This is a genomic window from Microvirga aerilata (genome assembly GCF_016743775.1).
In the GTDB taxonomy this organism is placed as follows: Bacteria; Pseudomonadota; Alphaproteobacteria; order Rhizobiales; family Beijerinckiaceae; genus Microvirga; species Microvirga aerilata.
Genome location: NZ_JAEQMY010000042.1, coordinates 17,945 through 42,172 on the forward strand (window position 1 = coordinate 17,945; position 24,228 = coordinate 42,172).

At 62.9% G+C, this 24,228-nt stretch carries 16 protein-coding genes; 8 read left to right on the forward strand and 8 right to left on the reverse strand.

Annotated elements, in window-relative coordinates:
- The first annotated feature begins 114 nt into the window (after positions 1-114).
- Together JKG68_RS21230 and JKG68_RS21235 are read left to right on the forward strand one after the other, a co-directional pair.
- Complete coding sequence (locus JKG68_RS21230; protein WP_202063357.1) at positions 115-1,929, forward strand: extracellular solute-binding protein; 1,815 nt, start codon at positions 115-117, stop codon at positions 1,927-1,929.
- Between the two features lie 128 nt (positions 1,930-2,057).
- A complete protein-coding gene (locus JKG68_RS21235; protein ID WP_202063358.1) occupies positions 2,058-2,402 on the forward strand; it encodes a response regulator in 345 nt (114 codons plus the stop codon).
- Here the strand turns inward: JKG68_RS21235 and JKG68_RS21240 are convergent.
- From JKG68_RS21240 to JKG68_RS21250, 3 genes are all read right to left on the reverse strand, one after another.
- Complete coding sequence (locus JKG68_RS21240) at positions 2,399-3,274, reverse strand: serine hydrolase domain-containing protein (RefSeq protein ID WP_202063359.1); 876 nt, start codon at positions 3,272-3,274, stop codon at positions 2,399-2,401. The two genes, JKG68_RS21235 and JKG68_RS21240, sit on opposite strands and share 4 nt — an antisense overlap.
- Positions 3,274-6,813, reverse strand: a complete 3,540-nt coding sequence (mfd, locus tag JKG68_RS21245; RefSeq protein WP_246515688.1) for a transcription-repair coupling factor — start codon at positions 6,811-6,813, stop codon at positions 3,274-3,276. Before mfd ends, JKG68_RS21240 begins: the two co-directional genes overlap by 1 nt.
- A 444-nt stretch (positions 6,814-7,257) precedes the next feature.
- The gene (locus JKG68_RS21250) at positions 7,258-7,554 is read right to left on the reverse strand and encodes a succinate dehydrogenase assembly factor 2 (protein ID WP_202063360.1); all 297 of its coding nucleotides are present in this window, start codon (positions 7,552-7,554) and stop codon (positions 7,258-7,260) included.
- 191 nt (positions 7,555-7,745) lie between these two features.
- Between JKG68_RS21250 and recG the strand changes: the two genes are divergently transcribed.
- Positions 7,746-9,863: an ATP-dependent DNA helicase RecG gene (gene recG / locus JKG68_RS21255; RefSeq protein WP_202063361.1), complete on the forward strand. Its 2,118-nt coding sequence runs from the start codon at positions 7,746-7,748 to the stop codon at positions 9,861-9,863.
- Here recG and JKG68_RS21260 read toward each other — a convergent pair.
- The 3 genes from JKG68_RS21260 to glmU form a co-directional block, all read right to left on the reverse strand.
- Complete coding sequence (locus tag JKG68_RS21260) at positions 9,815-10,390, reverse strand: GNAT family N-acetyltransferase (RefSeq protein WP_202063362.1); 576 nt, start codon at positions 10,388-10,390, stop codon at positions 9,815-9,817. The two genes, recG and JKG68_RS21260, sit on opposite strands and share 49 nt — an antisense overlap.
- Before the next feature lie 19 nt (positions 10,391-10,409).
- The gene (gene glmS, locus JKG68_RS21265) at positions 10,410-12,236 is read right to left on the reverse strand and encodes a glutamine--fructose-6-phosphate transaminase (isomerizing) (RefSeq protein WP_202063363.1); all 1,827 of its coding nucleotides are present in this window, start codon (positions 12,234-12,236) and stop codon (positions 10,410-10,412) included.
- A 108-nt stretch (positions 12,237-12,344) separates the two neighbouring features.
- A complete protein-coding gene (gene glmU, locus JKG68_RS21270; protein WP_202063364.1) occupies positions 12,345-13,721 on the reverse strand; it encodes a bifunctional UDP-N-acetylglucosamine diphosphorylase/glucosamine-1-phosphate N-acetyltransferase GlmU in 1,377 nt (458 codons plus the stop codon).
- A gap of 183 nt (positions 13,722-13,904) precedes the next feature.
- Between glmU and JKG68_RS21275 the strand changes: the two genes are divergently transcribed.
- Both JKG68_RS21275 and mdoH read left to right on the forward strand, forming a co-directional pair.
- Entirely contained in the window at positions 13,905-15,476 is a 1,572-nt protein-coding gene (locus JKG68_RS21275; RefSeq protein WP_312890900.1) for an OpgD/OpgG family glucan biosynthesis protein, read from the forward strand.
- 29 nt (positions 15,477-15,505) lie between these two features.
- Positions 15,506-17,647 carry a glucans biosynthesis glucosyltransferase MdoH gene (gene mdoH / locus JKG68_RS21280; protein WP_202063371.1) on the forward strand — a complete coding sequence of 714 codons (2,142 nt, stop codon included), beginning with the start codon at positions 15,506-15,508 and terminating at the stop codon, positions 17,645-17,647.
- Between the two features lie 21 nt (positions 17,648-17,668).
- On the opposite strand, the gene gcvA is transcribed toward mdoH, so the two are convergent.
- Positions 17,669-18,607: a transcriptional regulator GcvA gene (gcvA, locus tag JKG68_RS21285; protein WP_202063365.1), complete on the reverse strand. Its 939-nt coding sequence runs from the start codon at positions 18,605-18,607 to the stop codon at positions 17,669-17,671.
- Positions 18,608-18,739: 132 nt separating this feature from the next.
- Between gcvA and JKG68_RS21290 the strand changes: the two genes are divergently transcribed.
- Positions 18,740-18,946: a hypothetical protein gene (locus JKG68_RS21290; RefSeq protein WP_202063366.1), complete on the forward strand. Its 207-nt coding sequence runs from the start codon at positions 18,740-18,742 to the stop codon at positions 18,944-18,946.
- Between the two features lie 3 nt (positions 18,947-18,949).
- Here JKG68_RS21290 and JKG68_RS21295 read toward each other — a convergent pair whose 3' ends face one another.
- A complete protein-coding gene (locus tag JKG68_RS21295) occupies positions 18,950-20,593 on the reverse strand; it encodes a Na/Pi cotransporter family protein (protein WP_202063367.1) in 1,644 nt (547 codons plus the stop codon).
- Between the two features lie 413 nt (positions 20,594-21,006).
- Here JKG68_RS21295 and JKG68_RS21300 point away from each other — a divergent pair, with 413 nt between their 5' ends.
- Positions 21,007-21,348, forward strand: a complete 342-nt coding sequence (locus JKG68_RS21300) for a hypothetical protein (RefSeq protein ID WP_202063368.1) — start codon at positions 21,007-21,009, stop codon at positions 21,346-21,348.
- A 219-nt stretch (positions 21,349-21,567) separates the two neighbouring features.
- Positions 21,568-24,210 carry a cellulose binding domain-containing protein gene (locus JKG68_RS21305; protein WP_202063369.1) on the forward strand — a complete coding sequence of 881 codons (2,643 nt, stop codon included), beginning with the start codon at positions 21,568-21,570 and terminating at the stop codon, positions 24,208-24,210.
- The last annotated feature ends 18 nt before the right edge of the window (positions 24,211-24,228 follow it).

Sequence of the window (24,228 nt, forward strand, 5' to 3'; positions counted from 1 at the left end):
AAGACAAGACGTGTGGCGCTCCTTTAACCTTTCGTGTGGTAGGTTTCCAGTCACCTGAGGTAAATTTCTTTACAACATTGCCCCATACAAATGCCGTTTAGCACCAGGAATGTTATGGGCCGCAGGCTTTCACGGATATGGCTGTTTGCCGCCGGTCTCGCCCTATCGAGCTTAGGGTACCTGAACGGGGTTGAAGCGCAGACGCTGCGGCATGGCATCGCGATGCATGGCGAGCCGGCGCTCAAGCCGGGTTTCGAGCATCTGCCCTATGCCAATCCGCAAGCCCCGAAGGGCGGACGAATCACACTGGCGCTCCAGGGCACCTTCGACAGCCTCAATCCGCTGATCGTTCTCGGCGTCGCCCCGGACGTGGTGCCGCGCTACGTGCTGCAGAGCCTGATGCTGCGCTCCACCGACGAGCCGTTCACCATCTATGGTCTCATCGCCCGCTCGGTGGAGATGCCGGACGATCGCAGTTCCATCACCTTCAACCTCGACCCTAAGGCGCGCTTTTCGGACGGCCATCCCCTGACGGCCGAGGATGTGCGCTTCACCTTCGAGGCGCTGAAGAAGCACGGGAAACCGTTTCACCGCTCGAGCTTCGGGCAGGTGAAGTCCGTCGAGATCCTGGATCCGCACCGCATCAGGTTCGACCTCTCCGGCTCCAACGACCGGGAACTGCCCCTGCTCATCGGCACCACCATGCCGATCTTTCCGGCTCACGCCACGGACGCGGACAACTTCGACAAGACGACGCTGGCTCCACCCATAGGCTCCGGCCCTTACGCGCTGACCGAAGTCAGGCCCGGCGAGCGCGTCGTGCTGACCCGCCGCAAGGACTTCTGGGGAGAGGATCTGCCGGTTACCCGCGGGCTCTACAATTTCGATGAGATTCGTTACGATTTCTATCGCGACGCCAACAGCTTGTTCGAAGCCTTTAAGGCAGGGCTTTACGATTTCAGAATCGAGGGCGATCCGGGCCAGTGGGCGACGGGCTACGACATTCCTGCGGTCAAGAGCGGTCGCATCGTTCGGGAAACGGTGACGAGCCGCCTGCCCAAAGGCATGAACGGCTTCGTGTTCAACACCCGCAAACCGCTTTTCGGCGACCCTAGGGTTCGGGAGGCGCTGGGCTATCTGTTCGACTTCGAATGGGTCAACCGCAACCTCTTCTTCGAACAGCTCACGCGATCCGACAGCTACTTCTCCGGCTCCGAACTCGCGTCCACCGGCCGCCCGGCGAACGAGCGGGAGCGGATGCTGCTCGCCGAATTCCCGGGTGCCGTCCGCGAGGACATCCTTGAGGGTCGGTGGGTGCCTCCCGCAGGCGATGGGTCAGGGCGGGATCGGGAGATGGCGCGCCGCGCATTGGCCCTTCTCTCGCAAGCCGGCTGGGTTCTCAAGGACGACGTTCTGGTCAAGAAAGCCACCAGGGAGCCCTTCGGGTTCGAGCTGCTGGTCAATTCCCGCCAGCAGGAGCGACTGGCCCTGAACTATTCGCAATCCTTGAGCCGCATCGGCATCCGGGCGCGGGTGCGCCTTGTAGACGACGTTCAATATTGGCGCCGTCTGGCCAGGTTCGATTTCGACATGGTGCAATGGATCTGGCCCGCCTCCGCCTCCCCTGGGAACGAGCAGCGCAATCGCTGGAGTTCCGAGGCGGCAAAAAGGGGTGGTTCCCATAATCATTCCGGAGCTACCTCCCCGGCGATAGACCGGTCCATCGACGCGCTCCTGGAGGCGAAAGGCCGGGAGGATTTCGTCTCCGCCGTGCGTGTCCTGGATCGACTCCTTCTCTCAGGCTTCTATGTGGTTCCGTTGTTTTATGTGAAGGATCAATGGCTTGCCTACAGCAGCGACTTGAAGAAGCCTGCCACGATGCCGCTCATGGGGACGAATATCGACACATGGTGGCGGCAGCCGAATTAGCCAAATCGGCCCTGGGACAAGCTTACCGTTGAGCTTCCATTCATGTAGAAGATGAAACTAATGCCGTGCTTCGACGTTAGGTGAGTACCTCCTGTCTCATCTGTCGCGTCTAATTGCAGGGTATCGCCATGAATGGAATGCCGAAGGTTCTCGTCGTCGATAACGGCGAGCGTGCTCCCGAGAGTGCACTCTCGGCGGAGCTGGCCGGCATGGGATACGCAAGCGTGACCACCCCGTTCGAGGCCGCGGACGACGTATTGGCCCTGATCCCGAGCCCCGCCGCCGTTGTGCTGCACATGCCGCAACGCGCGAATTGGGCCGAGCGCAAGCGCTTCCTGGAATTGGCCACCCGCCTGCGGAAGAACCTTGCCAGCAGCGGCACCCCGGTCATCATCACCGGTGGCGTGAACGGGGCCGCCACGATGCTTCAGAACCAGCTCAGCGTGAAAGCCGTCGCAGCTCCCGAGCTCTAAACTGACAGCAGCCTGAAAGCCCCTTCCTCTGTTCTGGACTGATCTTCGCTCGTGGCGAAGTATGCGGCCGTTCGGGCAGATCCACCAATCATGGTGCGATAGACCGCAATCGTGCTGCCTGGCCCGCCTCCGGTGTGGCCTGAGACCCGCAAACCGCCCGTGGTCTCCCCCGCCATGATGCCGAGCCCATAGCCGGGCCTGGTCCAGGGTCTGCCTGAAACCGGTCCCGGAAGCGCAAGGGGCATCAGCATATGGGCCGCCACCGCAGGCGGCAGCAGGCGGCCTGTGAGCAGGCGGTCGAGCAACAAGGCGGCATCCTGAACGCTGCCGACGAGCAGCCCATGATAGACCCAGCCCGGATGATAGCCCTTGGCGGCTCCCAGGGCGGCAGGCTCCAGATCCACCCGCTCCCGGGCGAGATATGCGCTCGGGATATGCAGTGGCGCGAGCACCAGCCGGCGCAGGGCGTCTTTCAGGTCTTCCCCGGTCAGGGCCTCGATCAGCTGCCCCACCGCCAGATAGCCGACATTGGAATAGTCCCACCCCTCGCCTGCCGGGTAGCGAAGCCGTTCCGCATTGAGGCGATTGAGCAGGTCGGCCACGGGCCAAGGATCGTCGCCGCGCTCGACCGCCTCATGGTAGGCGCGGAGCCCGCCGTAGTTCGCCAGCCCGGACCGGTGCTGGAGAAGGTGCCGCAGGGTGTAGGGCTTGTCCTCAAGGGGCTCGTCGAGGCTCAGGACGCCGTCGCGGACGAGAACCAGGGCCGCTGCCGCGAGAACGGTCTTGGTGAAGCTCCACCAAGGCACGAGCCGTTCGGCATCGTAGGCTTGTGCCACGGCACCGTCTTCAACCAAAGCCCAGGCGTCGACCATCAGGCCGCCTTCTTCTCCGCGATCCGTGCGAGGCTGCGCAGGATCGTGGTGGCGGCCTTGATGCGCTCGTCCGGGGTCTCGATGTCGCGGATGAACACGATCTTCATGTCGGGGCGGACCTTCGCGAAGGAGGCCTGCTCGGTGACGTAGGAAATGAGGCCCGTGGGATTGGCGAAGGAATTGTCGCGGAACGAGATGATGATGCCCTTCGGCCCGCCGTCCACCTTCTCCACATTGGCCCGGCGGCACAGCACCTTGATGGCCATGATCTTGAGAAGCTGATCGACTTCGGACGGCACCGGCCCGAACCGGTCGACCATCTCGGCCCGGAAGGCGTCGATCTCCTGGTCCGTCTCCAAGGTCGAGAGGCGGCGGTAGAGACCGAGCCGAAGCTGCAGATCGGCAATGTAGTTCTCCGGAATCATCACCGGCGCGCCGACCGCGATGGTGGGCGACCACTGATCTTCTGTGGGCTCCTCGATACCGGCCTTGAGTTGCGCCACCGCCTCTTCCAGCATCTGCTGGTAGAGCTCGTAGCCGACTTCCTTGATGTGGCCGGACTGCTCCTCGCCGAGCAGGTTGCCCGCGCCGCGGATGTCGAGATCGTGCGAGGCGAGCTGGAAGCCCGCGCCCAGGGTATCGAGGGTCTGGAGAACCTTCAGCCGCCGCTCCGCCTGAACCGTCAGCTGCTTGTTGGCGGGCACCGAGAACAACGCATAGGCGCGAGTCTTGGAGCGCCCCACGCGCCCACGAAGCTGGTAGAGCTGCGACAGGCCGAACATGTCGGCCCGGTGGACGATGAGCGTGTTGGCGGTCGGGATATCGAGGCCAGACTCCACGATCGTGGTGGAGAGCAGGATGTCGTACTTGCCCTCGTAGAAGGCCGTCATCACGTCTTCCAGCTGGCCTGCCGCCATCTGCCCGTGAGCGACGGCAACCTTCGCCTCCGGCACCTCCTTGTCGAGGAAGGCCTTCACGTCGCCCAGGTCGTCGAGGCGCGGCACCACGTAGAAGGCCTGTCCGCCCCTGTAGCGCTCGCGCAGCAGCGCCTCGCGGATGAGCAGCGGATCGAACGGCGTGATGAAGGTGCGAACCGCAAGCCGGTCCACAGGCGGCGTGGTGATGAGCGACAATTCGCGCACGCCGGTCAGCGCCAGCTGCAGGGTGCGCGGGATCGGCGTCGCCGAGAGCGTCAGCACATGGACCTCGGCGCGCAGCTCCTTGAGGCGCTCCTTGTGGGAGACGCCGAAATGCTGCTCCTCGTCCACGATGATCAGGCCGAGATCCTTGAACTTGATGGACTTTCCAAGCAACGCATGGGTGCCGATGACGATATCGACCGATCCGTCGGCAAGCCCCTCCTTGGTCTTCTTCATCTCGGCCGAGGGCACGAACCGGGAGGCCTGGGCCACGTTGAGCGGCAGGCCGCGGAAGCGGTCGCAGAAGGTGCGGTAATGCTGGCGGGACAGAAGCGTCGTCGGCACTACCACCGCCACCTGCTTGCCGCCCATGGCCGCGACAAACGCGGCCCGCAGCGCCACTTCCGTCTTGCCGAAGCCCACGTCGCCGCAGACCAGCCGGTCCATGGGACGGCCGGAGCCCATGTCGTCCAGCACCGCCTCGATGGCGTTGAGCTGGTCCTCCGTCTCGTCATAGGGGAAGCGGGCGGCGAACTCGTCGTAGAGCCCTTCCGGCGGCGTCAGGCGCGGGGCATCCTTGAGAATGCGCGCAGCCGCTATCTTCATGAGCGCGCCCGCCATCTCGCGGATGCGCTGCTTCATGCGGGCCTTGCGCGCCTGCCACGCCCCGCCGCCGAGCTTGTCGAGCTGAACCTCGGTCTCCTCCGACCCGTAGCGGGTCAGAAGCTCGATATTCTCCACCGGCAGGAAGAGCCGGTCGCCGCCCGCATAATGCAGCTCAAGGCAGTCGTGCGGCGCGCCCGCAGCCTCGATGGTCTTCAGCCCCTCGAAGCGCCCGATGCCGTGATCCACGTGCACCACCAGGTCGCCCGGCGTGAGAGCCGCCACCTCGGTGAGAAAATCCTGCGGCCGCTTGGACTTGCGTTTCTGGCGCACGAGACGGTCGCCGAGGATGTCCTGCTCGCTGATGACCGCGAGATCCGCGGTCTCGAAGCCCGATTCCAGGGTCCATACGCCTACCGGGATCTCGTTTCGCGGATAAGCCAGCACATCGGAGAAGCGGGCGATGGGCTTGGTCTGGCGCAGGTCGTGGTCGTGCAGCACGTGGCAGAGCCGCTCCCGCGAGCCCTCCGACCATGCACCCAGCATCACGCGCTTTTTGGAGGCCTGCAGGTCTCGAATATGGGCGATCACCGCCTCGAACACATTGGCGTTCTCATCCGCCCGTTCCGCGATGAAGTTGCGGCCCTGGCGCGCCTCGCAATCGATGACGAGGCGCCCGCTGGATTCCGGCACGGCAAAGGGCGTGAGCCGCGCAAGCGGCAGTGCGTCGGTGCGCGTCGACCATTCCTCAGGCTTGAAGTACAAAGCGTCCGGCGGCAGCGGGCGATAGGGCGCGACGCCGGGCTGGTTCTGCCCCATGCCCTCGCGCCGGGCATCGTAATAGTCCTTCACCTGCGACAGGCGCTCGGCGGCGGCATCGTCGGCCAGCGCGTCGAACACCACCGGAATGCCGGGCAGGTAATCGAGAAGCGTGTCGAGATGATCGTGGAACAGCGGCATCCAGTGCTCGAGCCCGGGATAGCGCCGGCCTTCGCTGATCGCCTCGTAGAGCCGGTCGTCGCGGGTCGGCGCGCCGAAGGCTGCCACATAGGCCTGCCGGAAGCGCTTGATGCTCTCCGTGGTGAGCTGAACCTCGCTCATGGGCACGAGGTCGAGGGAGCGCAGGGTGCCGACGGTGCGCTGATTCTCCGGGTCGAAGGCGCGGATCGATTCCAGCGCATCGCCGAAGAAGTCGAGACGAACCGGGTTCGGCAGGCCCGCCGGATAGAGATCGATGATGCCGCCGCGCACCGCATATTCGCCCGTGTCCCGCACCGTGCCGGTGCGCAGAAATCCGTTGGTTTCCAGCCAGGCGATCAGCTGGGTCGTGTTCACCACGTTGCCGGGCGCAGCCGAGAACGTCTCCGCCGCAATGCGGGCCCTGGGCGGCACCCGCTGGACAAGGGCGTTCACGGTGGTGGACAGGATGCGCGGCTTGTCCTCGGAGGTCTTGGAACGGGCAAGCCGCGCCAGGGTCGTCATGCGCTGAGCTGTGATCGCAGGGTTGGGCGACACCCGGTCATAGGGCTGGCAGTCCCAGGCCGGGAAGGTCAAAATCTCTATCTCAGGCGCAATGAAGCCGAGGCTGTTGGCGAAGTTCTGCTGCCGCTGGCCGTCGCGGGCCACATGCACCAGAACCGCCGGGCCCTCCACCTTTCCCGACAGGCCGCGTGCCAGATCGGCAATCGCAAGCGCATCGAAGCCATCCGGTACGCTGGACAGGGTTAAGCTTTGACCTTTTTTAAGGGCGTCGAGGGCGCGGGTCAGGGCTGGCTTCATGGTGGATTGTGGGGCCATAGGGTATCAAACGCGGGCATTCCGGCGGGGTTCGACGAAAGCGAGAAAAGATAAGCGTGGTTTAGTCCGAGGGGACGTTCATTGTCACCCCATTTGACGATGTTCTTCCCTCCCCTTGCGGGGAGGGGTGCCGCGTAGCGGCCGGGGTGGGGGTGGTCCGACCGGGTGAGCGGTAGCCGGGTCAGGCGCTGGTCTCCCTCTTCCGTGTGGGAGAGGGCTAGGGTGAGGCAAGGCCGGTATCCGGAAAAAGGTGCTGGGGGAACCATGTTGCAGCGGAGATGAGAGCGCTTTGCTGGTCAGGCGTCACACCCTCACCCCTGCCCCTCTCCCACACGGAAGAGGGGGAGTTGTAGCCGCCTCGCACTCTTGCGATAAAAGCCAGCGCTCCGGCTTTGCGACCCTCCCCGCAAGGGTGAGGGGAAAAGAGCAATGGCCGTTCCTGTCTCAGCTGTGGATCGGCGACGTGTGCGTATGGAAAGCCTTGAGACGCCCGAACAGCGGCGTATCGTAATTCGAAGGCGTCTCAAGCTCGCCCGTAATCCAGCCCAGGAGATCCCGGTCGGTCACCTCGATCAGACGCTCGAACTCGGTCAGATCCTCCTCGGAGAGGTCGCCGATCTCCGCATCCGCGAAACGGCCCATGATCAGGTCCATCTCCCGCATGCCCCGATGCCAGGAGCGGTAGAGGATTTGCCTGCAGCGAACGTCGAGGCCGGCGCTGGTGCGTGTGGTTCCGCTCATGAAGATGCTCCGATCCAAGAGATACCGTCGCCTCGGGGCGTTTTTCGCTGGCGCGGCCCTTCGGATCCGCTTTCAACGATGCGCTCATCAAGGAATGAGCACTGGATTAACCCCAAAAATGCAAATCCAATTTTGGGTCCCATGCTCTAGCGGCTATATAACCATCTCCCCTTCAGTTGCCACCCATTTGAATGTCATTGCGTCCTTCCATTCTCGATCCGCTGTTCGCCCCGGCCAACACTCTGCCCGGCGTCGGTCCGAAAATCGCCCCCCTGATCGACCGGCTCCTAGGGGAGCCCGGCAGGCCGACGCGCGTGGCGGATCTTCTGTTTCATCTGCCGAGCAGCGGCATCTCCCGGGAGATGAAGGGGGCCATTGCGGACGCGCCCGTCGGCGAGCCGGTGACCCTCTCGGTTACTGTCGCGGCGCACCGTCCTCCGCCTCCGGGCCGCCGTGCGCCCTACCGGATCATCGTGGAGGACGAGACCGGCGACGTCACGCTGATCTTCTTCAACGGCCAGAGGCCCCGCCTCGAAAAGCTCCTTCCGCTCGGCGAGCGCCGCTACGTCTCAGGCAAGATCGAGCTGTGGGAGGGCCGGCGCCAGATGGTGCACCCGGACCGGATCCTCGACGACCGCGGCATCGAGAGCCTGCCGGCCGTGGAGGCCGTCTATGGCCTCACCGAGGGCCTCTCGTCGCGCATGGTGGGCCGCTTCATCGGCGCAGCTCTCGAAAAAGTGCCCGGTCTGCCCGAATGGCAGGACGCCGCATGGCTCGACCGCAACGCACTGCCCGATTTTCGTCAGGCTCTCTCTGCCCTGCACAAGCCCGACAGCGCGGCGCAGCTCTCCGAGGACGCGCTCGCCAAATCGGCCCCACGCCGGCGCCTTGCCTATGACGAGCTGCTGGCCTCGCAGTTGGCGCTCGCCCTCGTCCGAAGCCGCATGCGCCGCTTGCCCGGCCGGGTGAATGCAGGCGACGGTCGGCTGGTGGAGCGCCTGAAAGCCGCCCTGCCCTTCGGGTTGACCGGCTCGCAGGCGCAGGCCGTCGCGGATATCCGCCGCGATCTCATGTCCGACAAGAAGATGCTGCGGCTGCTCCAGGGCGATGTGGGCTCGGGCAAGACCGTGGTCGGGCTGCTCGCCATGGCGAGCGCCATCGAGGCAGGCCGCCAGGCATCCATGATGGCGCCAACCGAAATCCTGGCGCGGCAGCATTACGAGCGCCTTGCCCCCATGGCCGAGCAGGCGGGCCTGACGATCGCCCTCCTCACCGGACGTGAGAAAGGTGCAGCCCGCAAGGCGGTCCTGGCCGGGCTCGCCGACGGCAGCATCCAGATCGCGGTGGGCACTCACGCCCTGTTTCAGGAAGGCGTCGCCTTCCACGATCTCGGGGTGGCGGTGGTGGACGAGCAGCACCGCTTCGGCGTGCACCAGCGCCTGGCGCTGGGCTCCAAGGGCGAGGCGGTCGACATTCTGGTCATGACCGCAACGCCGATCCCCCGCACCCTGGCGCTCACCTATTTCGGCGACATGGACGTCTCGGTGCTGAGCGAAAAGCCAGCGGGCCGGAAGCCCATTTCGACCAAGCTCATCTCCATCGACCGGCTCGACGAGGTCGTCGGCGGCATCGGGCGCGCCATCGCCAACGGCGATCAGGTCTATTGGGTGTGCCCCCTCGTGGGCGAGTCCGAATCCATCGACCTCGCCGCCGCCGAGGAGCGTTTTGAGACCCTCAAGAGCTTCTTCGGGGATCAGGTCGGCCTCGTCCACGGCAAGCTCGCCGGCAAGGACAAGGACGCCGCCATGGACCGGTTTTCCCGCGGCGAGACCAAGGTTCTGGTGTCCACCACGGTAATCGAGGTGGGCGTCGACGTGCCCAATGCCACCGTCATGGTGATCGAGCACGCGGAGCGCTTCGGCCTCGCCCAGCTCCACCAGCTGCGCGGGCGCATCGGCCGAGGCTCGAAATCCTCGACCTGCCTCCTGATCTACAAAGGCCCCCTGGGGCAGGTTGCCCAGGCGCGCCTCGAGATGATGCGCCAGACCGAGGACGGCTTCCGGATCGCAGAGGAGGACCTGCGCCTGCGCGGCGAAGGCGAGGTTCTCGGCACCCGCCAGTCCGGCACCCCCGGCTTCAAGCTCGCCCGCCTGGAGGTAGACGGCGATCTGCTCGGGGCCGCCCGGGACGACGCCCGCCTGATCGTCGACCGCGACCCGGATCTCACCAGCGAGCGAGGACAAGCCCTGCGGGTGCTGCTCTACCTGTTCGAGCGGGACTCGGCCATCAAGCTGCTGCGGGCCGGCTGATCGAGACGCAGAGCCATGAGGCAGCGCCTTGCCTGATCGTGTCCTGCCTCGGCCTCCTGCCGCAGCCTCTCGAGATGCCCTGGTGCGGCCTTGGCCGGATCGATCTCGATGAAGCCCAACCGGGCATAGAAGGGACCGTTCCAGGCCAGATCCCGATAGGTCGTCAGCGTCACTGCCTCAAGGCCGAGAGCTTTGGCATGCGCTACGGCAGCGCCTACCAGTTTGGCCCCTATTCCCTGCCGTTGATGTGACAGGGCAACGGAGACTTCAGCGATGTAGAACTGTCCGTCGAGCTCTTGCCCGGCGAGAAAGCCAACCGGCTTGTCCCCCTCGTCGACCGCCACCCAAAGTGTGCCCTGCTCGCAGAACTTCGACAGTATCGACGCGTCCATCGTGTCGCCATCCGCGAGCCAACTCAGCCCCGCATCCCGGAACAGGGATGCGGCGGAGCGCTCGATGGGGGCGAGCGCGTCAAGTTCGCTTGGGCGAGCCAAGCGGATCGACGACACGGGAAGGGTCCGGGTCATGGACGGGGAGAGAAAGCCCTCACTCCACCGTCACGGACTTCGCCAGGTTGCGCGGCTGATCCACGTCTTTGCCCATGAAGACGGCGGTGTGGTAGGCGAGAAGCTGGATCGGGACTGCATTGATGAGCGGGGCCACGATCGGGTGAACCGACGGCATGACGATGGTCGCCATCGTGTCGAGGCTAGCCTCCAGGGCGCCGCGCTCATCCGTGATGAGGATAATGCGCCCACCGCGGGCCGCCACTTCCTGCATGTTGGACACGGTCTTCTCGAAGATGTTGTCGTAGGGCGCGATCACGATGACCGGCATGGTCTCGTCGATGAGCGCGATGGGACCGTGCTTCAGCTCGCCCGCCGCGTAGCCTTCCGCGTGGATGTAGGAGATTTCCTTGAGCTTCAGGGCCCCTTCCATCGCCAGCGGATAGGAGGTGCCGCGACCAAGATAGAGTACGTCCTTGGCTTTGGAGAGTTCGCGGGACAGAACCTCGATCTGGTGCTCCCGCTTCATCGCTTCGGTCATCTGGCCCGGAACGGCGATCAGGGCGTTCACGAGCTCCTTCTCGTCATCGGCGCTGAGGGTCCCGCGAGCCCGGCCGGCCGCGATGGCGAGCGACAGGAGCACCGTGAGCTGGCAGGTGAAGGCCTTGGTGGAGGCCACGCCCACTTCCACACCGGCAAGGGTCGGCGCTACGACGGAGCTTTCCCGCGCCATGGTGGAGGTGGGCACGTTCACAACCGACAGGGTGTGCTGCTTCTCGGAGGTGGCGTAGCGCAGCGACGCCAGCGTGTCCGCCGTTTCGCCCGACTGAGACACGAAAAGCGCAAGGCTTCCGGGCTCCAGGGGAGCCTCGCGATAGCGGAACTCGGACGCTACATCGATCTCGACCGGAATGCGGGCAAGACGCTCGAACCAGTACTTTGCGATCAGCCCGGCCAGATAGGCCGTACCGCAGGCGGAGATCGAGAGACGCTTGAGATCCTTGAAGTCGAAGGGCAGTTCGATTGGAAGTTCAACCCGTTCGGAGGAGAAATTCACGTAATGGGCGAGCGTGCGCCCCACGACCTCCGCCTGCTCGTGAATTTCCTTCGCCATGAAATGGCGGTAGTTGCCCTTGTCGGCCATGAAGGAGCCGACCGGGATCTTGTGACGGGTCCGGCGCACGGGCTGGCCCGTCTCATTCCTGATATCGGCACCCTTGTGGGTCAGGATCGCCCAATCGCCGTCGTCGAGATAGGCGATCTCGTCCGTGAACGGGGCCAACGCCAGGGCATCGGAGCCAAGATACATCTCGCCGTCGCCATAGCCGATGGCGAGCGGTGCGCCATGACGCGCCCCGATCAGAAGATCCTCTTCGCCCGAGAACAGGAAGCCGAGGGCGAACGCCCCGCGCAGGCGCGGCAGGGTCACGGCAACGGCTTCGATCGGGAGGCGGCCCTGGCGGATCTCATAGGTGACGAGTTGGGCAACCACCTCGGTATCGGTCTCGGTCTCGAACCGGATGCCCTTGGCTTCGAGGCCGGTCTTCAATTCCCGGAAGTTCTCGATGATGCCGTTGTGAACGACGGCCAGCCTGTCCGTCGCGTGCGGATGGGCATTGATCTCGTTGGGTTTGCCATGGGTGGCCCAGCGGGTGTGGCCGATGCCGATCACGCCGGACAAAGGAGACTGGGACAGCTTGGTCTCGAGGTTGCGCAGCTTCCCCTCGGCACGACGGCGGTCGAGCCGGCCCTCTTCGAGCGTGGCGACGCCGGCAGAGTCGTATCCCCGATACTCGAGCCGCTTCAGCGCTTCCACGATCTGCGTCGCAACAGGTGTTTTGCCGACGATTCCAACAATTCCGCACATCCTGAAAGACTTCCTTTTGCAACCTGAGTATCGCTACGCTTGACGCCATTCATACAGAGGCGCTCCCCCGCAGGGGAATCAACTTGCGTAACCTATTGTGACAATAGCTTATTTTCTTTTCGCCGCCTGGGCTTTCGCCCTGAATTCCGTGGCCCACCCCTCCTTAATGGTCTGGCGACCACGGCCGAGACCCAGGGCGTCGTCCGGGATGTTCTCCGTAATCACCGAACCGGAGCCGACGAAAGCCCCCTTCCCGATTGTTATCGGCGCGACCAGGGAGGAGTTCGAGCCGATGAAGGCACCTTCACCGATCTCTGTCCGGTATTTGCCGAAGCCGTCGTAATTGCAGGTGATGGTGCCCGCGCCGATATTGACCTCGGCCCCGATGCTGGCATCGCCAAGATAGGTCAGGTGGCTGACCTTTGCTCCCGCTCCCAGTTCCGTGTTCTTGATCTCGACGAAGTTCCCGACCTTGGCCTTTGGGCCGATGAGCGCGCCCGGACGCAGCCGCGCGAAGGGGCCGACGCCCGCACCCGGGGAGAGGCGCGTCCCTTCCAGATGGCTGAAGCTGTGAATGACCGCGCCGTCCTCAACGACAACGCCGGGACCGAACACCACGTGCGGCTCCACCACCACGTCCCGGCCCAGCCGGGTGTCGTGGCTGAAGAAGACCGTCTCGGGCGCCACGAGGGTCACGCCGGAGGCCATGGCGGCCTGGCGCAGGCGCTCCTGGATCATGCGTTCGGCGGCCGCGAGCTGAGCCCGGTCGTTGACGCCGTGCACCTCTTCTTCCGGCACGACGGCAACGGCGGTCCTATGGCCCAACTTCCGGGCAATCGCGACGATATCGGTCAGATAGTACTCGCCCTTGGCGTTCGCGTTATCCACCCGGCTCAAAAGATCCAGCGCCACGTCCCCGCGGATTGCCATGAGCCCCCCGTTGCACAGGGTGATGGCCCGCTCAGCCTCGGTGGCATCCTTGTGCTCGCGGATGGCGAGAAGCTGATCGCCAGCCATGACGAGGCGCCCATAGCCGGTCGGATCCTTCGCCTCGAATCCCATGGCGACTACGGCCGCTCCCTCGGCGAGGGGAGCACGCAGCTTGGCAAAGGTCTCAGGCAAGACAAGAGGCGTGTCGGCAAAAGCGATGATCACGTCGTCCGGCTTCCCCTCCAGGGCCTCCCGGGCGCTGAGCACAGCGTGTGCCGTGCCGAGCCGGTCCTGCTGAACGAAGATTCGCGCGTGGGGAAGACTTTTCTGGGTCTCCTTGGCTACATCGTCACGTTCCGGCCCGATCACCACCGCAGCGCCCGTGGCGCCGGCAGCCGTAACGGTGGCGAGCACATGGCCCAGCATGGAACAGTTGGCGACCTGATGCAGGACCTTCGGCTTACCGGATTTCATTCGCGTCCCCTCGCCCGCGGCAAGCACGATGGCCAAGCAGCTTCGGGCTGAGGACGTCATCAAGGTGTCGGTCGAGGTCATAAGGTTTCAATCCGGTGGCGATTTGCGGCGGTGCTAGATCAGAAGAGTTAATTCGGCAATCATTTCATGAGCAATGAGGCGCTTTCCTCAACGGCCTCGTTTACTTAACGCTCACGATTGACGATATGTATAAGGCATTCCAATTGTCTGGCTGAAGAGCCTCGTTCACACAAGAGTATCGCTGTGCCGGTTTCGCCAAGGGGCTCGTCCCCTTCTCACCCCCGCCGGCGCGATATGCTGGCCTATATCGGCGTTTCGGTCGCCGGGCTCGCATATGCGCCAGTCGTCCGGGCTCAAACGCCCCAGGCCACCATTTCAGCCAGGATGGGGGAGAATCAGCGGTTCGATCCGGCGGTCGTGGTCGATGTGGCGCGGCAGCTCTCCAAGAAGCCCTTCGCCGCACCGCCTTCCGACCTGCCGGACGTGTTCTCCAACCTGAACCAGGACCAATACGCCGGCATCCGCTACACGCAGCCTGCCATCTGGAGCACGGAAGCGCGCGGGATCTCCGTCGAGCCGCTCCATCGCGGCTTCGTATTCAGCAATGCGGTAGATCTCTTCGTCGTGGAGGATGGGGCCGTCCGTCGGATCGCCTATGCTCCCTCCCAATTCGATTACGGGCGCATCAACCTGCCCAACAATATACCGGATATCGGATATTCCGGCTTCAAGCTGATCGCGCAGCTCGGGGACGGCAAGCCGTTCGATTTTTCCTTCGTTCAAGGCGGCACCTTCTTCCGTGCGATTGCCCGCGGGCAGACCTATGGTGCCATCGCGCGGGCGCTGACGCTGAGGCCGGCCGAAGCCCGCGGCGAGGAGTTCCCGGTTTTCCGCGCCTTCTGGCTCGAGCGTCCTGGGGTGGGCAGCAACAGCATCACGGTTCACGGCGTGCTCGATTCGGAATCGACCACGGGCGCGGTGCGCATGACCTTCCGCCCCGGCGACATGACCATCGTCGATGTGGAGACCACCCTCTTCCCCCGCGTCAACCTGGAACATGTGGGCTTGGGCGGCATCGCTTCGACCTACCTTTACGGGCCGAACGACCTGCTCAACTCGGACGACATTCGTCCGGCGGTCTACGAATCCTCCGGGCTTCAGATGCTGAACGGCTCAGGGGAATGGCTCTGGCGTCCGCTGCACAACCCCGAGACCCTTCAGATCTCGGCCTTCGTGGACAACTCGCCGCGCGGTTTCGGCCTGCTCCAGCGGGAGCGCTCCTATGAGGCGTTCCAGGACGACGACCAGCGCTTCGAGCGCCGCCCGAGCCTGTGGATCGAGCCGTTGGGCGATTGGGGCCAGGGCAGCGTCCAGCTCCTGGAGATTCCGACCGACGCGGAGATCAACGACAACATCCTCACCTATTGGCGCCCCAGGGCTCCCATGGCGGCAGGCTCCGAGGTCACCCTCGCCTACCGGCAATATTGGGGATGGAGCTCCCCTGAGCGCCCGCCCCTCGCAACCGTCGTGACAACGCGCTCGGGCAAGGGCAGCGGAGGGCGGCGGCGGCGGTTCACGGTGGACTTTTCCGGCGAGATGCTGGGTGACAAACTGCCGGCGGACCTTAGATCCGTCCTGACCGTCGGTCCTGGAACGTTCCAGAACCTCAAACTTTTGCCATATCCTGAGCGAAAGACAGTACGCGTCGCATTCGAGCTTGACCCGGGCAACGAAAACGCGTGTGAGATGCGCCTGATCCTAGAGGCAGGCGGGAAACCGATTAGCGAGACATGGCTTTATCGTTGGACACCGTAAGTCCCGACACAAACCCGAACGTCGCCGCCATGGAGCGGCAGGCAGCCGCTATGCCGCCTGAGAAGCATCTGGAGATGCCAACCCAGTCGCTCAGGCGCTGGTCGGAGTCCCAGGAGCGCAGGCCGCTCATGCGCCATCCCCGGATGGGAACTTGGCTTGCTCGTCTATTCGTGTTCGGCGGCGGCCTTCTGCTGACGGCCTACGGCACCTATGAGATGTATCAGGTGGTGTCGGTCAGCCGCACCACGGCGCTGCAGTGGGTGCTCGTTGCGCTCTTCACCGTCAATTTCTCCTGGATCGCAGTGGCGTTCACCAGTGCCCTTCTGGGCTTCCTGGCCCTGCTCAGGCAGCCTGGCCACAGGGGTCCTCTGCCTGGTTCCCTGCAGCAGCGCACTGCAGTCGTCATGCCCGTCTACAACGAGCAGACGGACCGCACGTTTGCCGCCCTTGAGGCGATTTACGAGTCGGTTCAGGCAACGGGCCTCGGCGAGCATTTCGATTATTTCATCCTCTCCGACACCACGAACCCGGATGCCTGGATCGCCGAGGAGCGGGCCTTCCTTGCCCTTCGGGAACGTCTGGGGCCAGACGCCCGGTTCTATTACCGCCACCGGCAGAAGAACCACCACCGCAAAGCTGGCAACATCGCCGATTTCGTATCCCGCTGGGGCGGGCATTACGAGCACATGCTCGTGCTCGATGCCGACAGCCTCATGACCGGCGAGTGCATCGTGCGCCTGGCAGCGGCCATGGAGGCCGATCCCGATGCGGGCATCATCCAGTCGCTGCCGCTCATCATCAACCGCAACACGCTCTTCGCCCGCCTCCAGCAATATGCCGCCCGCGTGACCGGCCCGGTCATCGCCATGGGGCTTGCGGTCTGGATGGGGCGCGACGGCAATTATTGGGGCCATAACGCGATCATCCGCACAAAGGCTTTTGCGGACCATGGCGGACTGCCGGATCTGAAGGGCAAGCCCCCCTTCGGCGGTCACATCCTCAGCCACGACTTCGTCGAGGCGGCGCTGCTGCGCCGCGCGGGCTGGTCGGTTTACATGCTGGCGGATCTCCAGGGCTCTTACGAGGAGAGCCCGCCGTCCCTGATCGATCTGTCCGCCCGCGACAGGCGCTGGTGCCAGGGCAACCTGCAGCATATGCGCGTGATCACCGCCAAGGGCCTGAAGCTGCCGACCCGGCAGCACTTCGCCACCGGCATCATGTCGTATCTGGCCTCGCCGTTCTGGCTGTTCCAGCTGATCGTCGGTATCGCCCTCGTCCTGCAGACGACCTATATCCGGCCTGAATATTTTGCCCGCGACTTCAGGCTCTACCCGATCTGGCCCCGGTTCGACCCGGAGCGAGCCCTGACGCTGTTCGCCGTGACCATGAGCATCCTGCTCGCGCCGAAGATCTTCGGCCTCCTGCTGATGCTCATTCGCGGCAGCGACCGCCGGGCCTCGGGCGGAGGCATACGCCTGATCATCTCCTCGACGATCGAGATGATCCTCTCGGCGCTTCTGGCGCCGATCCTGATGCTCATCCAATCGGGTTCCGTCTTCCAGATCCTGCTGGGGCGCGATACGGGCTGGCAGCCGCAGCGCCGCGACGATGGGTCGATTCCGTTCAAGGATATCGTCCGCCGCCATAGGGCCCATACGGTTCTGGGAGCGCTGGCCGGTATTTCCGCCTTCACCATCGCCACATCCCTGTTCCTCTGGATGTCGCCCACGATCATCGGCCTACTTCTGGCGATACCCCTGTCGTGGCTCAGCGGCCAGCTCGGCGCCGGGCTTGCCCTGAAGAGGCTCGGGCTTCTCAGGACCCCGGAGGAGTACCAGCCGCCGGCCATTGCCACCCGCGCCAACGAGTTGCAGGCTCGTAACGCCACCTTCGGCTTCGACGAAGAGGACAGCCTGCGGGCGATCTACGCGGATGCCAACCTGAGGGAGCGGCACATCGAGATGCTCCCCCCTGCCGCGCCCCGGAAGCGCGGCACCATCGAAACGGAGCGGGCCTTGGCGGAAGCAAAGCTCGTCGATGCCGAGACCATCGACGATGCCATGAGCTGGCTGCACAACAAGGAACGCATGGTGGTTCTCCACGACAGGGCGCTCCTCGACCTGCTCGTGCATCTCAAGGCCCAACCCGCCGAGGCTCAGGCGGCCGAGTAACCCTTGGAGGAAGGCCGGGGCTCAGCTCCCGGTTTCCGCCTGAGCAAGGACCGGGGTTCTTTCGGCATCTCCCGCCACTTCGCTTAAGATCCAATCACGGAAAGCCTCTATCTTGGCGGAGCGCCGGCGTGCCTTTGGATAAACGAGCCAATAGCCCCGCCCGGAGGTGGCCAGCAGATCGAAGGGTTGGACGAGACGGCCTGCGGCGAGGTCTCCCGGGAAGAAATACGGGTTTATCAGCGCAAACCCCTGCCCTGCCATCGCGGCCATGCCTTCTAGTTGCTGCTGGGCCCCGAGATAAGTGTCCGGCCGCTGCGAGGGATCGAAGTTCTGCACGCCTGCCGCAGCGAACCAATCCCGCCACCAGGGGTCGTTCGGCGAGATGATCGGGAATTTCAGGATATCGGACGGCTCCTTCAGGGTGATGCCGCGGATGATCTCGGGACTGCAAACCGGCGTGAACAGGTTTGGGAAGAGAAGATGCGCCTCCAGACCGGGCCAATTACCCTCTCCGCTTCTGATCGCCAGATCGAATTCACTCTGGCCGAAATCCACGACCTGCCCTGATACATCGATCTGAACCGCAATGTTCGGATGTAGCTGCTGAAAGCGGCCCAGGCGGGGCACCAGCCAATTGGCCGCAAAGGTTGTGAGGGTCGAAAGCGAGAGCACAGATTGGGCCGTCTCCTCCACACCTGCGAAGGCCGCTCGCAACGCCTCGAACGCCTCCGTGACGGCAGGAGCCAACTGTCGACCCTTCGCGGTCAGCGTGACCTGTCGGGGCAAGCGAACGAACAAAGGCGCGCCGATGCGATCCTCCAGCATCTTGATCTGGTAGCTCACGGCAGCCTGGGTCATTCCGAGTTCCTCCGCCGCTCGGGTGAAACTCTGGTGCCGGGCCGCGGCCTCGAAGACCCTGACGGCGCTCATGGGAGGAAGTTTCGTGGAGAGTTTCGGCATGGCTGATCCATAAGGCTGCCTTATGCCAGCCCATTGGGTTTCTCTTTGTCAAGCTCCTGCGGCAGGCGCACCCTGTACGGGCTTGATCGCCGGCGTGGAGGCCGGCGGGCGAAACAAAACTGGTAGGCTGTCATGAGATACGAAGAACCCCGCCGCCTGCGCGGCGTCGAGAGCGCTTGGCTTCGTCTCAAGCTCTGGCTCCGGCCGGCCCCGGTGCGACGCAGGCCGATCGTCGGAGATCTGAACCATCTGTCGGAGCACGAGCGGCGCGACATCGGCCTTGATGATCCCGTGCGGTACATGGATTGGCGGCAGTTGACGGACAACGACCGCTCATGATCGTCAGGACGTCAGGCGGCTCGGCTTGAGCTCCCCGCTCTTCTCGAGGAGCGAGTGTCCTGTCGATGCGATGTGAGCTTCGATGCGCTTCAGGTCACGTACGATATCGAGCTGAAGGGTGCCGGTATCGCCTGCCGATCGGCCGGATCGGAGCTGTTCCAGGTGCTTCTGGGTGACGGCACGCTCCAGATCGCGGAAACGCTCCTTCTCGGCCACAAGCCTCCTGGCGGAGCCGAGATCCTGGAACATCAGGACGGACGCTGCGAGTTGCAGGTGCTCCAGCAGCTTTCCATGCATGCTGGTGATGTCGTCGAGGCTGTCCTTCGGAAGGCGCAAGTGATTTTTGATGCGCTTGGCCGCAAGCTCCATCAGGTTCTTGTCGATGATGTCGCCCACATGCTCCAGATTGATGGCGAAGGCGAGAATGTCGGACAGGCGCTTGGCCTCCTCCTCGCTCAGGGCTTCATGGTTGACGGAGCTCAGATAGCGGCGGATCGCGCTGAAGAGCCGGTCGAGCACGTCGTCCGTGCGGCTGACCTGATCGACCCGGCTGATATCGTCCTGCCGGAACAGATCCTGGGAGCTGCGGAGCATGGAGTCCACCGTGTCCACCATGCGCAGGACCTCGCGGGCGGCGTTCGACAGGGCGACGGAGGGCGTATCGAGCGCGTCCTTGTCGAGATATTGCGGCGTTCCAGGATCGGACACCCGAAGCTTTTCCGGGAAGATCCTGAGCAGAAGCCTTGCGATCCACGGCAGCGGCAGGATGAAGACGGCGGCTACGGCAATGTTGAAAAGCGTATGGAAATTCGCCGCCAGACGAGCGGGATTCGGGTCGAACGCGGTCATGGCGGGCAAGATCAGGTCGATCAGCGGCAAAGCCACCAGACCGCCGACGACCCGCATGGCAAAATTGCCGAACGGAACCCGGAGCTTGACCGGATCGCCAGCTGTTCCTTCCAGCAGTGGATTGAGGGAACTCCCGAGATTGGCACCCAGCACCATCACCATGGCGGCGTGAACGTCGACGACCCCGGCGCCCGCCAAGGACATGATGAAGAGCATCGCGGCGACGCTGGAATGAGCAAGCCACGCAAAGGCTGCGGATATCATCACCAGGATCAGCGGATCCGATGAGACGACGGCAAGGAGCTCTTTCAGGACAACGGAGGATTCGATGTGCCGGATGGTTTCGCCCAGGAGATGGAGCGACAGCAGCATCAGGCCGAGACCGATGGTGACCCGCCCGAGATCCTTGATCCGGCTGGAGCGGCCCCGGCGGTAAGCCATGAAGCCGGCAAAGATCAGGCCAGGGAAGATCAGGGACACATCGAAGGACAGAACCTGCACGATAAGGGTCGTGCCCACATTGGCGCCGAGCATCACCGCGAGAGCTGGGATGATGTCCACCGCGCCGCCGGCCGTGAAGGAGGCCACCATCAGGGCGGTCGCCGTGCTGCTCTGAAGCACCGTCGTCACGCCGACTCCCGCCAGGAAAGCCTGAAGGCGCGTTCTCAAGGCAATTCCAAGCATCCAGCGCAGATCGCTGCCGAAAGCGCGTTGCACCCCGCTATTGACCATGTTGATCCCCCACAGCAGCAGGGCGATCTCACCGAAAAGGTGGATCAGGACGGAGGTTGCGGACATTCATTCCTCAATGTTGCGGATGCGGCGCGGCTCTCTTGATTATTCACCAATGAGCACGACGGCAATAAGGTTGCCGGCTAATAATGGTGGGCGGCTGGCCAAATCACCGAAAAAGGCTATTTCTGGCTCTGGCAAATCCACGCCAGAAAGGCATCCGCCGCTCCTCCGTTTGGGCCAAATCAAGGCCTCAAAGCCGCTATACCCAAGGAAGACGCTCAAAAGCCGCTTAAAAGCCGCAAACCCTTATCCTGAGCCGATTTAGCTACTCCTTACGCATGTTATCACCCCCCTTAAGGACGTCTGCTCTTTTCACCGTCTAGCCGCTACCCATGGAGTCTCCTACATGGCTAAGTTCTAAGGCGGGTGTCCCGTTGAATGACACTATCTCACAGGTAATTGTGCGAGGACGCGAGATGGGTTTGGACGATCCATTTCCAATCGAGAAATGTTCCGGACGTGTTCGAGGAGCGATCCTGACCGAGTTTCAGGGTCGCTGCCCAACCATCCGCGAGGTCGCCAGCATCTCCGATGCTCAGTGGCTTACGGTTCCCAACATTGGGCCGACAACCCTCGAAGAGCTGCGCAGCATGGCGCAATCCGACCCCGACGGAGGGAGCCATCCCGGCGCAACAGGGATGCCGGATGGAGAATTGGTGTCGCGGCTCAACCGCCTTCAGCGAGAGCTGAACATCATCGTCGGGGAGATCCGATCAAGGCTGTCGGCTCCCTCTCGCAGAAGGCGCATCGAGGAATAGAGACAGACGTGCAGCTCTGGGCTGCAGATATCGTTTACGATGTATCGTAGCAAAAATGTGACCGCTTACTGCTTGCGGGCTAACTTACCGAAATACCATTGGGGAATCCGGGTCCGAAGACCTAAATTTCAAAATATTCATCTCCGCAGGATTTTAATATCCCCAAGGTCAGCTATGACATACCCCAAGGGCACATAAAAATGGTGCTTGGGGGCTGTCATGTCGGATGCGTCGAATACGAGCTATAAGAATACAGGTAGTCAGCCAAGCGATACGACACCTGCTGACACGGTCAGTTCTCAAGCAAGCGGCAGCACGACAAGTTCCCCGGATCAGGCGGGCTCAAGAAGAGTGCAGCTCGCTCTCAATTACAAAGACCCCGATGTCCTGATTACGGTCGAGGAGAAGAACGGCGATCTCCTCTTCATTGTCGAACTGACAAAGGGGCCGAGCAATCTCGCTGATCTTCGCGCCCTGTTCTTCAACGTCTCGGACAGTTCCCTGCTCTCCGGTCTGACTGTCGCTAACCATGCCATAACGGTGAGAGACAAGGGATCCGACAAGGTCATCGTCAGCGACATCAAAGACGTAAAGGTAGCAAAAGGGGACGGCACAGTCGTCAAGGTTGGCGATACCGGCAGCGCCAACATCAATGGCGAAGGTGAAAGCCATACCGCAGATTTCGGCATCGAGTTCGGTACCCCTGGGGACGGCAAGGATGACGTTCGGATCGGCACCTTCATCCTCTCCCACGAGAAAGATCTCACCCTCGACCTGATCGATGAGGAGTTCTTCGCTGTTCGACTGATGGCAGTCGGCCCCGAAGGCAAAAGAAACGACAGCCTGAAGCTGTTCGGCACTATGCCGAAAGCAGCCGATGGAGGTCAGACGGTCCCTCCGGGAGGCAGAGAGGATACCACTCCCGGTGGAGGCGACCAGACAACTCCTCCCGGCGGCAACGAACCGTCCCAGGGTCAATATGACGACCTGATCGAAGCTGGCGACGGTGACGACATCATCCATGGCGGTCGCGGCAACGACGAGATGCAGGGCGAGGCCGGGAATGACACCATTATCGGCGGCACTGACGATGGACGCCTCGCTTGGACCGGAGCAAAGCTTACGAAGGTCACCATCGGCGACAACCTCTATGGTAACGACGGTAACGATACGTACTTCTATGAGAAGGGCGACGGTGTTGATCTGATCTGGGACTTTAGGCCTGACGATGACACAGTCGTGCTCGGCTACAGCTCGAAGGAAATCATAGGCGCTACGTATGTACGTGGGGTCACGAACCGCATCGAAACCCAAAGTCATGATAAGATCGCGCTGATCCTGGGCAAGGGCGATAAAGTACACGATGCGATCGTCATCAACGACTTCGGGGGTCTCAGGGAGAGCGACCGCAAGGCGTTCGTCTTTGCTGACGGCGTAACGCTGTCCATGCGAGAGCTTCTTGCTCTGACGGAGACGGCACCAGTGGCAACGGCGCTTCCCGCAACATGGACGGGAGTGGCTGGCAGCGCGAAGAGGCCGGCCGGTCGGGCCGTCAACTCGGTCGACCTGTTCGGCAGCAATGATGCCGACACCCTGCTCGGGCGGGCGGGTGACGATCGCCTTTATGGAAACGAAGGCTTCAATCAGCTCAACGGCAATGATGGCTACGATGAGCTTTACGGCGGCAATGTCAGCGACGTCATGATAGGCGGCAAGGGCGACGATCTCGGCTACGGGAATGGGGGCGCAGACACCGTCATCGGAGGTGTCGGCTCCGATAAGCTCTATGGCGCGGGCGGCGCGGATATCATCTACGGCGACACCGATGGCGCCGAGGACGGCCGTGATATCTCGCATGGGAAATACAATTTCAAGTTCGGCTTGGACCTGGGAAGTAAGTATCGCGATCTTTTCAAATCGGCAGAGCCAGTCAATGGCATCGAAGTATCCGCCAGCCCCCTCGCCATCGGACAGGGCAAGAACTGGTGGGGAGGCTTTGAGATCACTCTGACGATCACTGCCGACGCAAGCCTTGCGGGTTGGAGCCTGTTCCTCAACAGCGCTTATGAGATTACCTCGGTCTGGGGCGCCGAAATGTCCAAACTTCAGGGTGGCAACACCAGCGCTCTATATCAGTTGAAGAACGCTCCCTGGAACGGCAGCCTTGCAATGGGGCAGACGACCACCGTTGGCTTTACGGTGCGCACCCCATTCAACGCAGTTATCGATGACGCGAGCCTGCTTCTGAAAGGCCTCAAGATCGGCCGCGAAGCTACTCTGGATGCGGAAGTCGCGGGCGCTCTCAGCTTTATCAATGAGAAGCTGAGCAAGATGCCACAGATCACGGCGTCCGACGATTATACGCTCACGGGAACTACAGCGAAGCTGGTTGCAGTCAGCGGAAACAAGGCGATCGATCTGGTCGGCAACAAACTCGGCAATGTCATCATTGGCAACGACGGAACAAACGAGATTGCTGGCCGAGCAGGCAAAGATGTTCTGACTGGCAAAAAGGGCAAAGATTCCTTTGTCTTCGACAGCAAGCTATCAAAAGCAAACGTGGACAAAATCACGGACTTCAAGGTGGCAGACGATAGCTTCCTGCTGGAAAACGCCCTCTTCACGAAAGTGGGCAAGGGCTCGGATGCAAAGCCCGGCAAGCTCAAGAAGGCGTTCTTCACCATCGGCGACGGCGCTAAGGATGAAAACGATTATATCATCTACAACAAGCAGACGGGTGATCTCTCCTACGACGCGGACGGCTCCGGCGACGGCAATGCCGTCGTGTTTGCGACAATTTCTAAGAGTCGGTCCGAGCGATTCATGAGCTTTGACAAAGCCTTGCGATCCTGCGGGTCATGAGCCGGATCATGGCGAGTT

Bases quoted from the DNA above. Each gene is read 5' to 3' on its own strand.
- JKG68_RS21260 (WP_202063362.1), bottom strand. From the start codon at position 10,390: ATGACCCGGACCCTTCCCGTGTCGTCGATCCGCTTGGCTCGCCCAAGC.
- JKG68_RS21300 (WP_202063368.1), top strand. From the start codon at position 21,007: ATGGGTTTGGACGATCCATTTCCAATCGAGAAATGTTCCGGACGTGTT.
- mdoH (WP_202063371.1), top strand. From the start codon at position 15,506: ATGGAGCGGCAGGCAGCCGCTATGCCGCCTGAGAAGCATCTGGAGATG.
- gcvA (WP_202063365.1), bottom strand. From the start codon at position 18,607: ATGCCGAAACTCTCCACGAAACTTCCTCCCATGAGCGCCGTCAGGGTC.
- JKG68_RS21240 (WP_202063359.1), bottom strand. From the start codon at position 3,274: ATGGTCGACGCCTGGGCTTTGGTTGAAGACGGTGCCGTGGCACAAGCC.
- JKG68_RS21230 (WP_202063357.1), top strand. From the start codon at position 115: ATGGGCCGCAGGCTTTCACGGATATGGCTGTTTGCCGCCGGTCTCGCC.
- JKG68_RS21305 (WP_202063369.1), top strand. From the start codon at position 21,568: ATGTCGGATGCGTCGAATACGAGCTATAAGAATACAGGTAGTCAGCCA.
- JKG68_RS21235 (WP_202063358.1), top strand. From the start codon at position 2,058: ATGAATGGAATGCCGAAGGTTCTCGTCGTCGATAACGGCGAGCGTGCT.
- JKG68_RS21295 (WP_202063367.1), bottom strand. From the start codon at position 20,593: ATGTCCGCAACCTCCGTCCTGATCCACCTTTTCGGTGAGATCGCCCTG.
- glmU (WP_202063364.1), bottom strand. From the start codon at position 13,721: ATGACCTCGACCGACACCTTGATGACGTCCTCAGCCCGAAGCTGCTTG.
- JKG68_RS21290 (WP_202063366.1), top strand. From the start codon at position 18,740: ATGAGATACGAAGAACCCCGCCGCCTGCGCGGCGTCGAGAGCGCTTGG.
- JKG68_RS21250 (WP_202063360.1), bottom strand. From the start codon at position 7,554: ATGAGCGGAACCACACGCACCAGCGCCGGCCTCGACGTTCGCTGCAGG.
- mfd (WP_246515688.1), bottom strand. From the start codon at position 6,813: ATGGCCCCACAATCCACCATGAAGCCAGCCCTGACCCGCGCCCTCGAC.
- recG (WP_202063361.1), top strand. From the start codon at position 7,746: ATGTCATTGCGTCCTTCCATTCTCGATCCGCTGTTCGCCCCGGCCAAC.
- glmS (WP_202063363.1), bottom strand. From the start codon at position 12,236: ATGTGCGGAATTGTTGGAATCGTCGGCAAAACACCTGTTGCGACGCAG.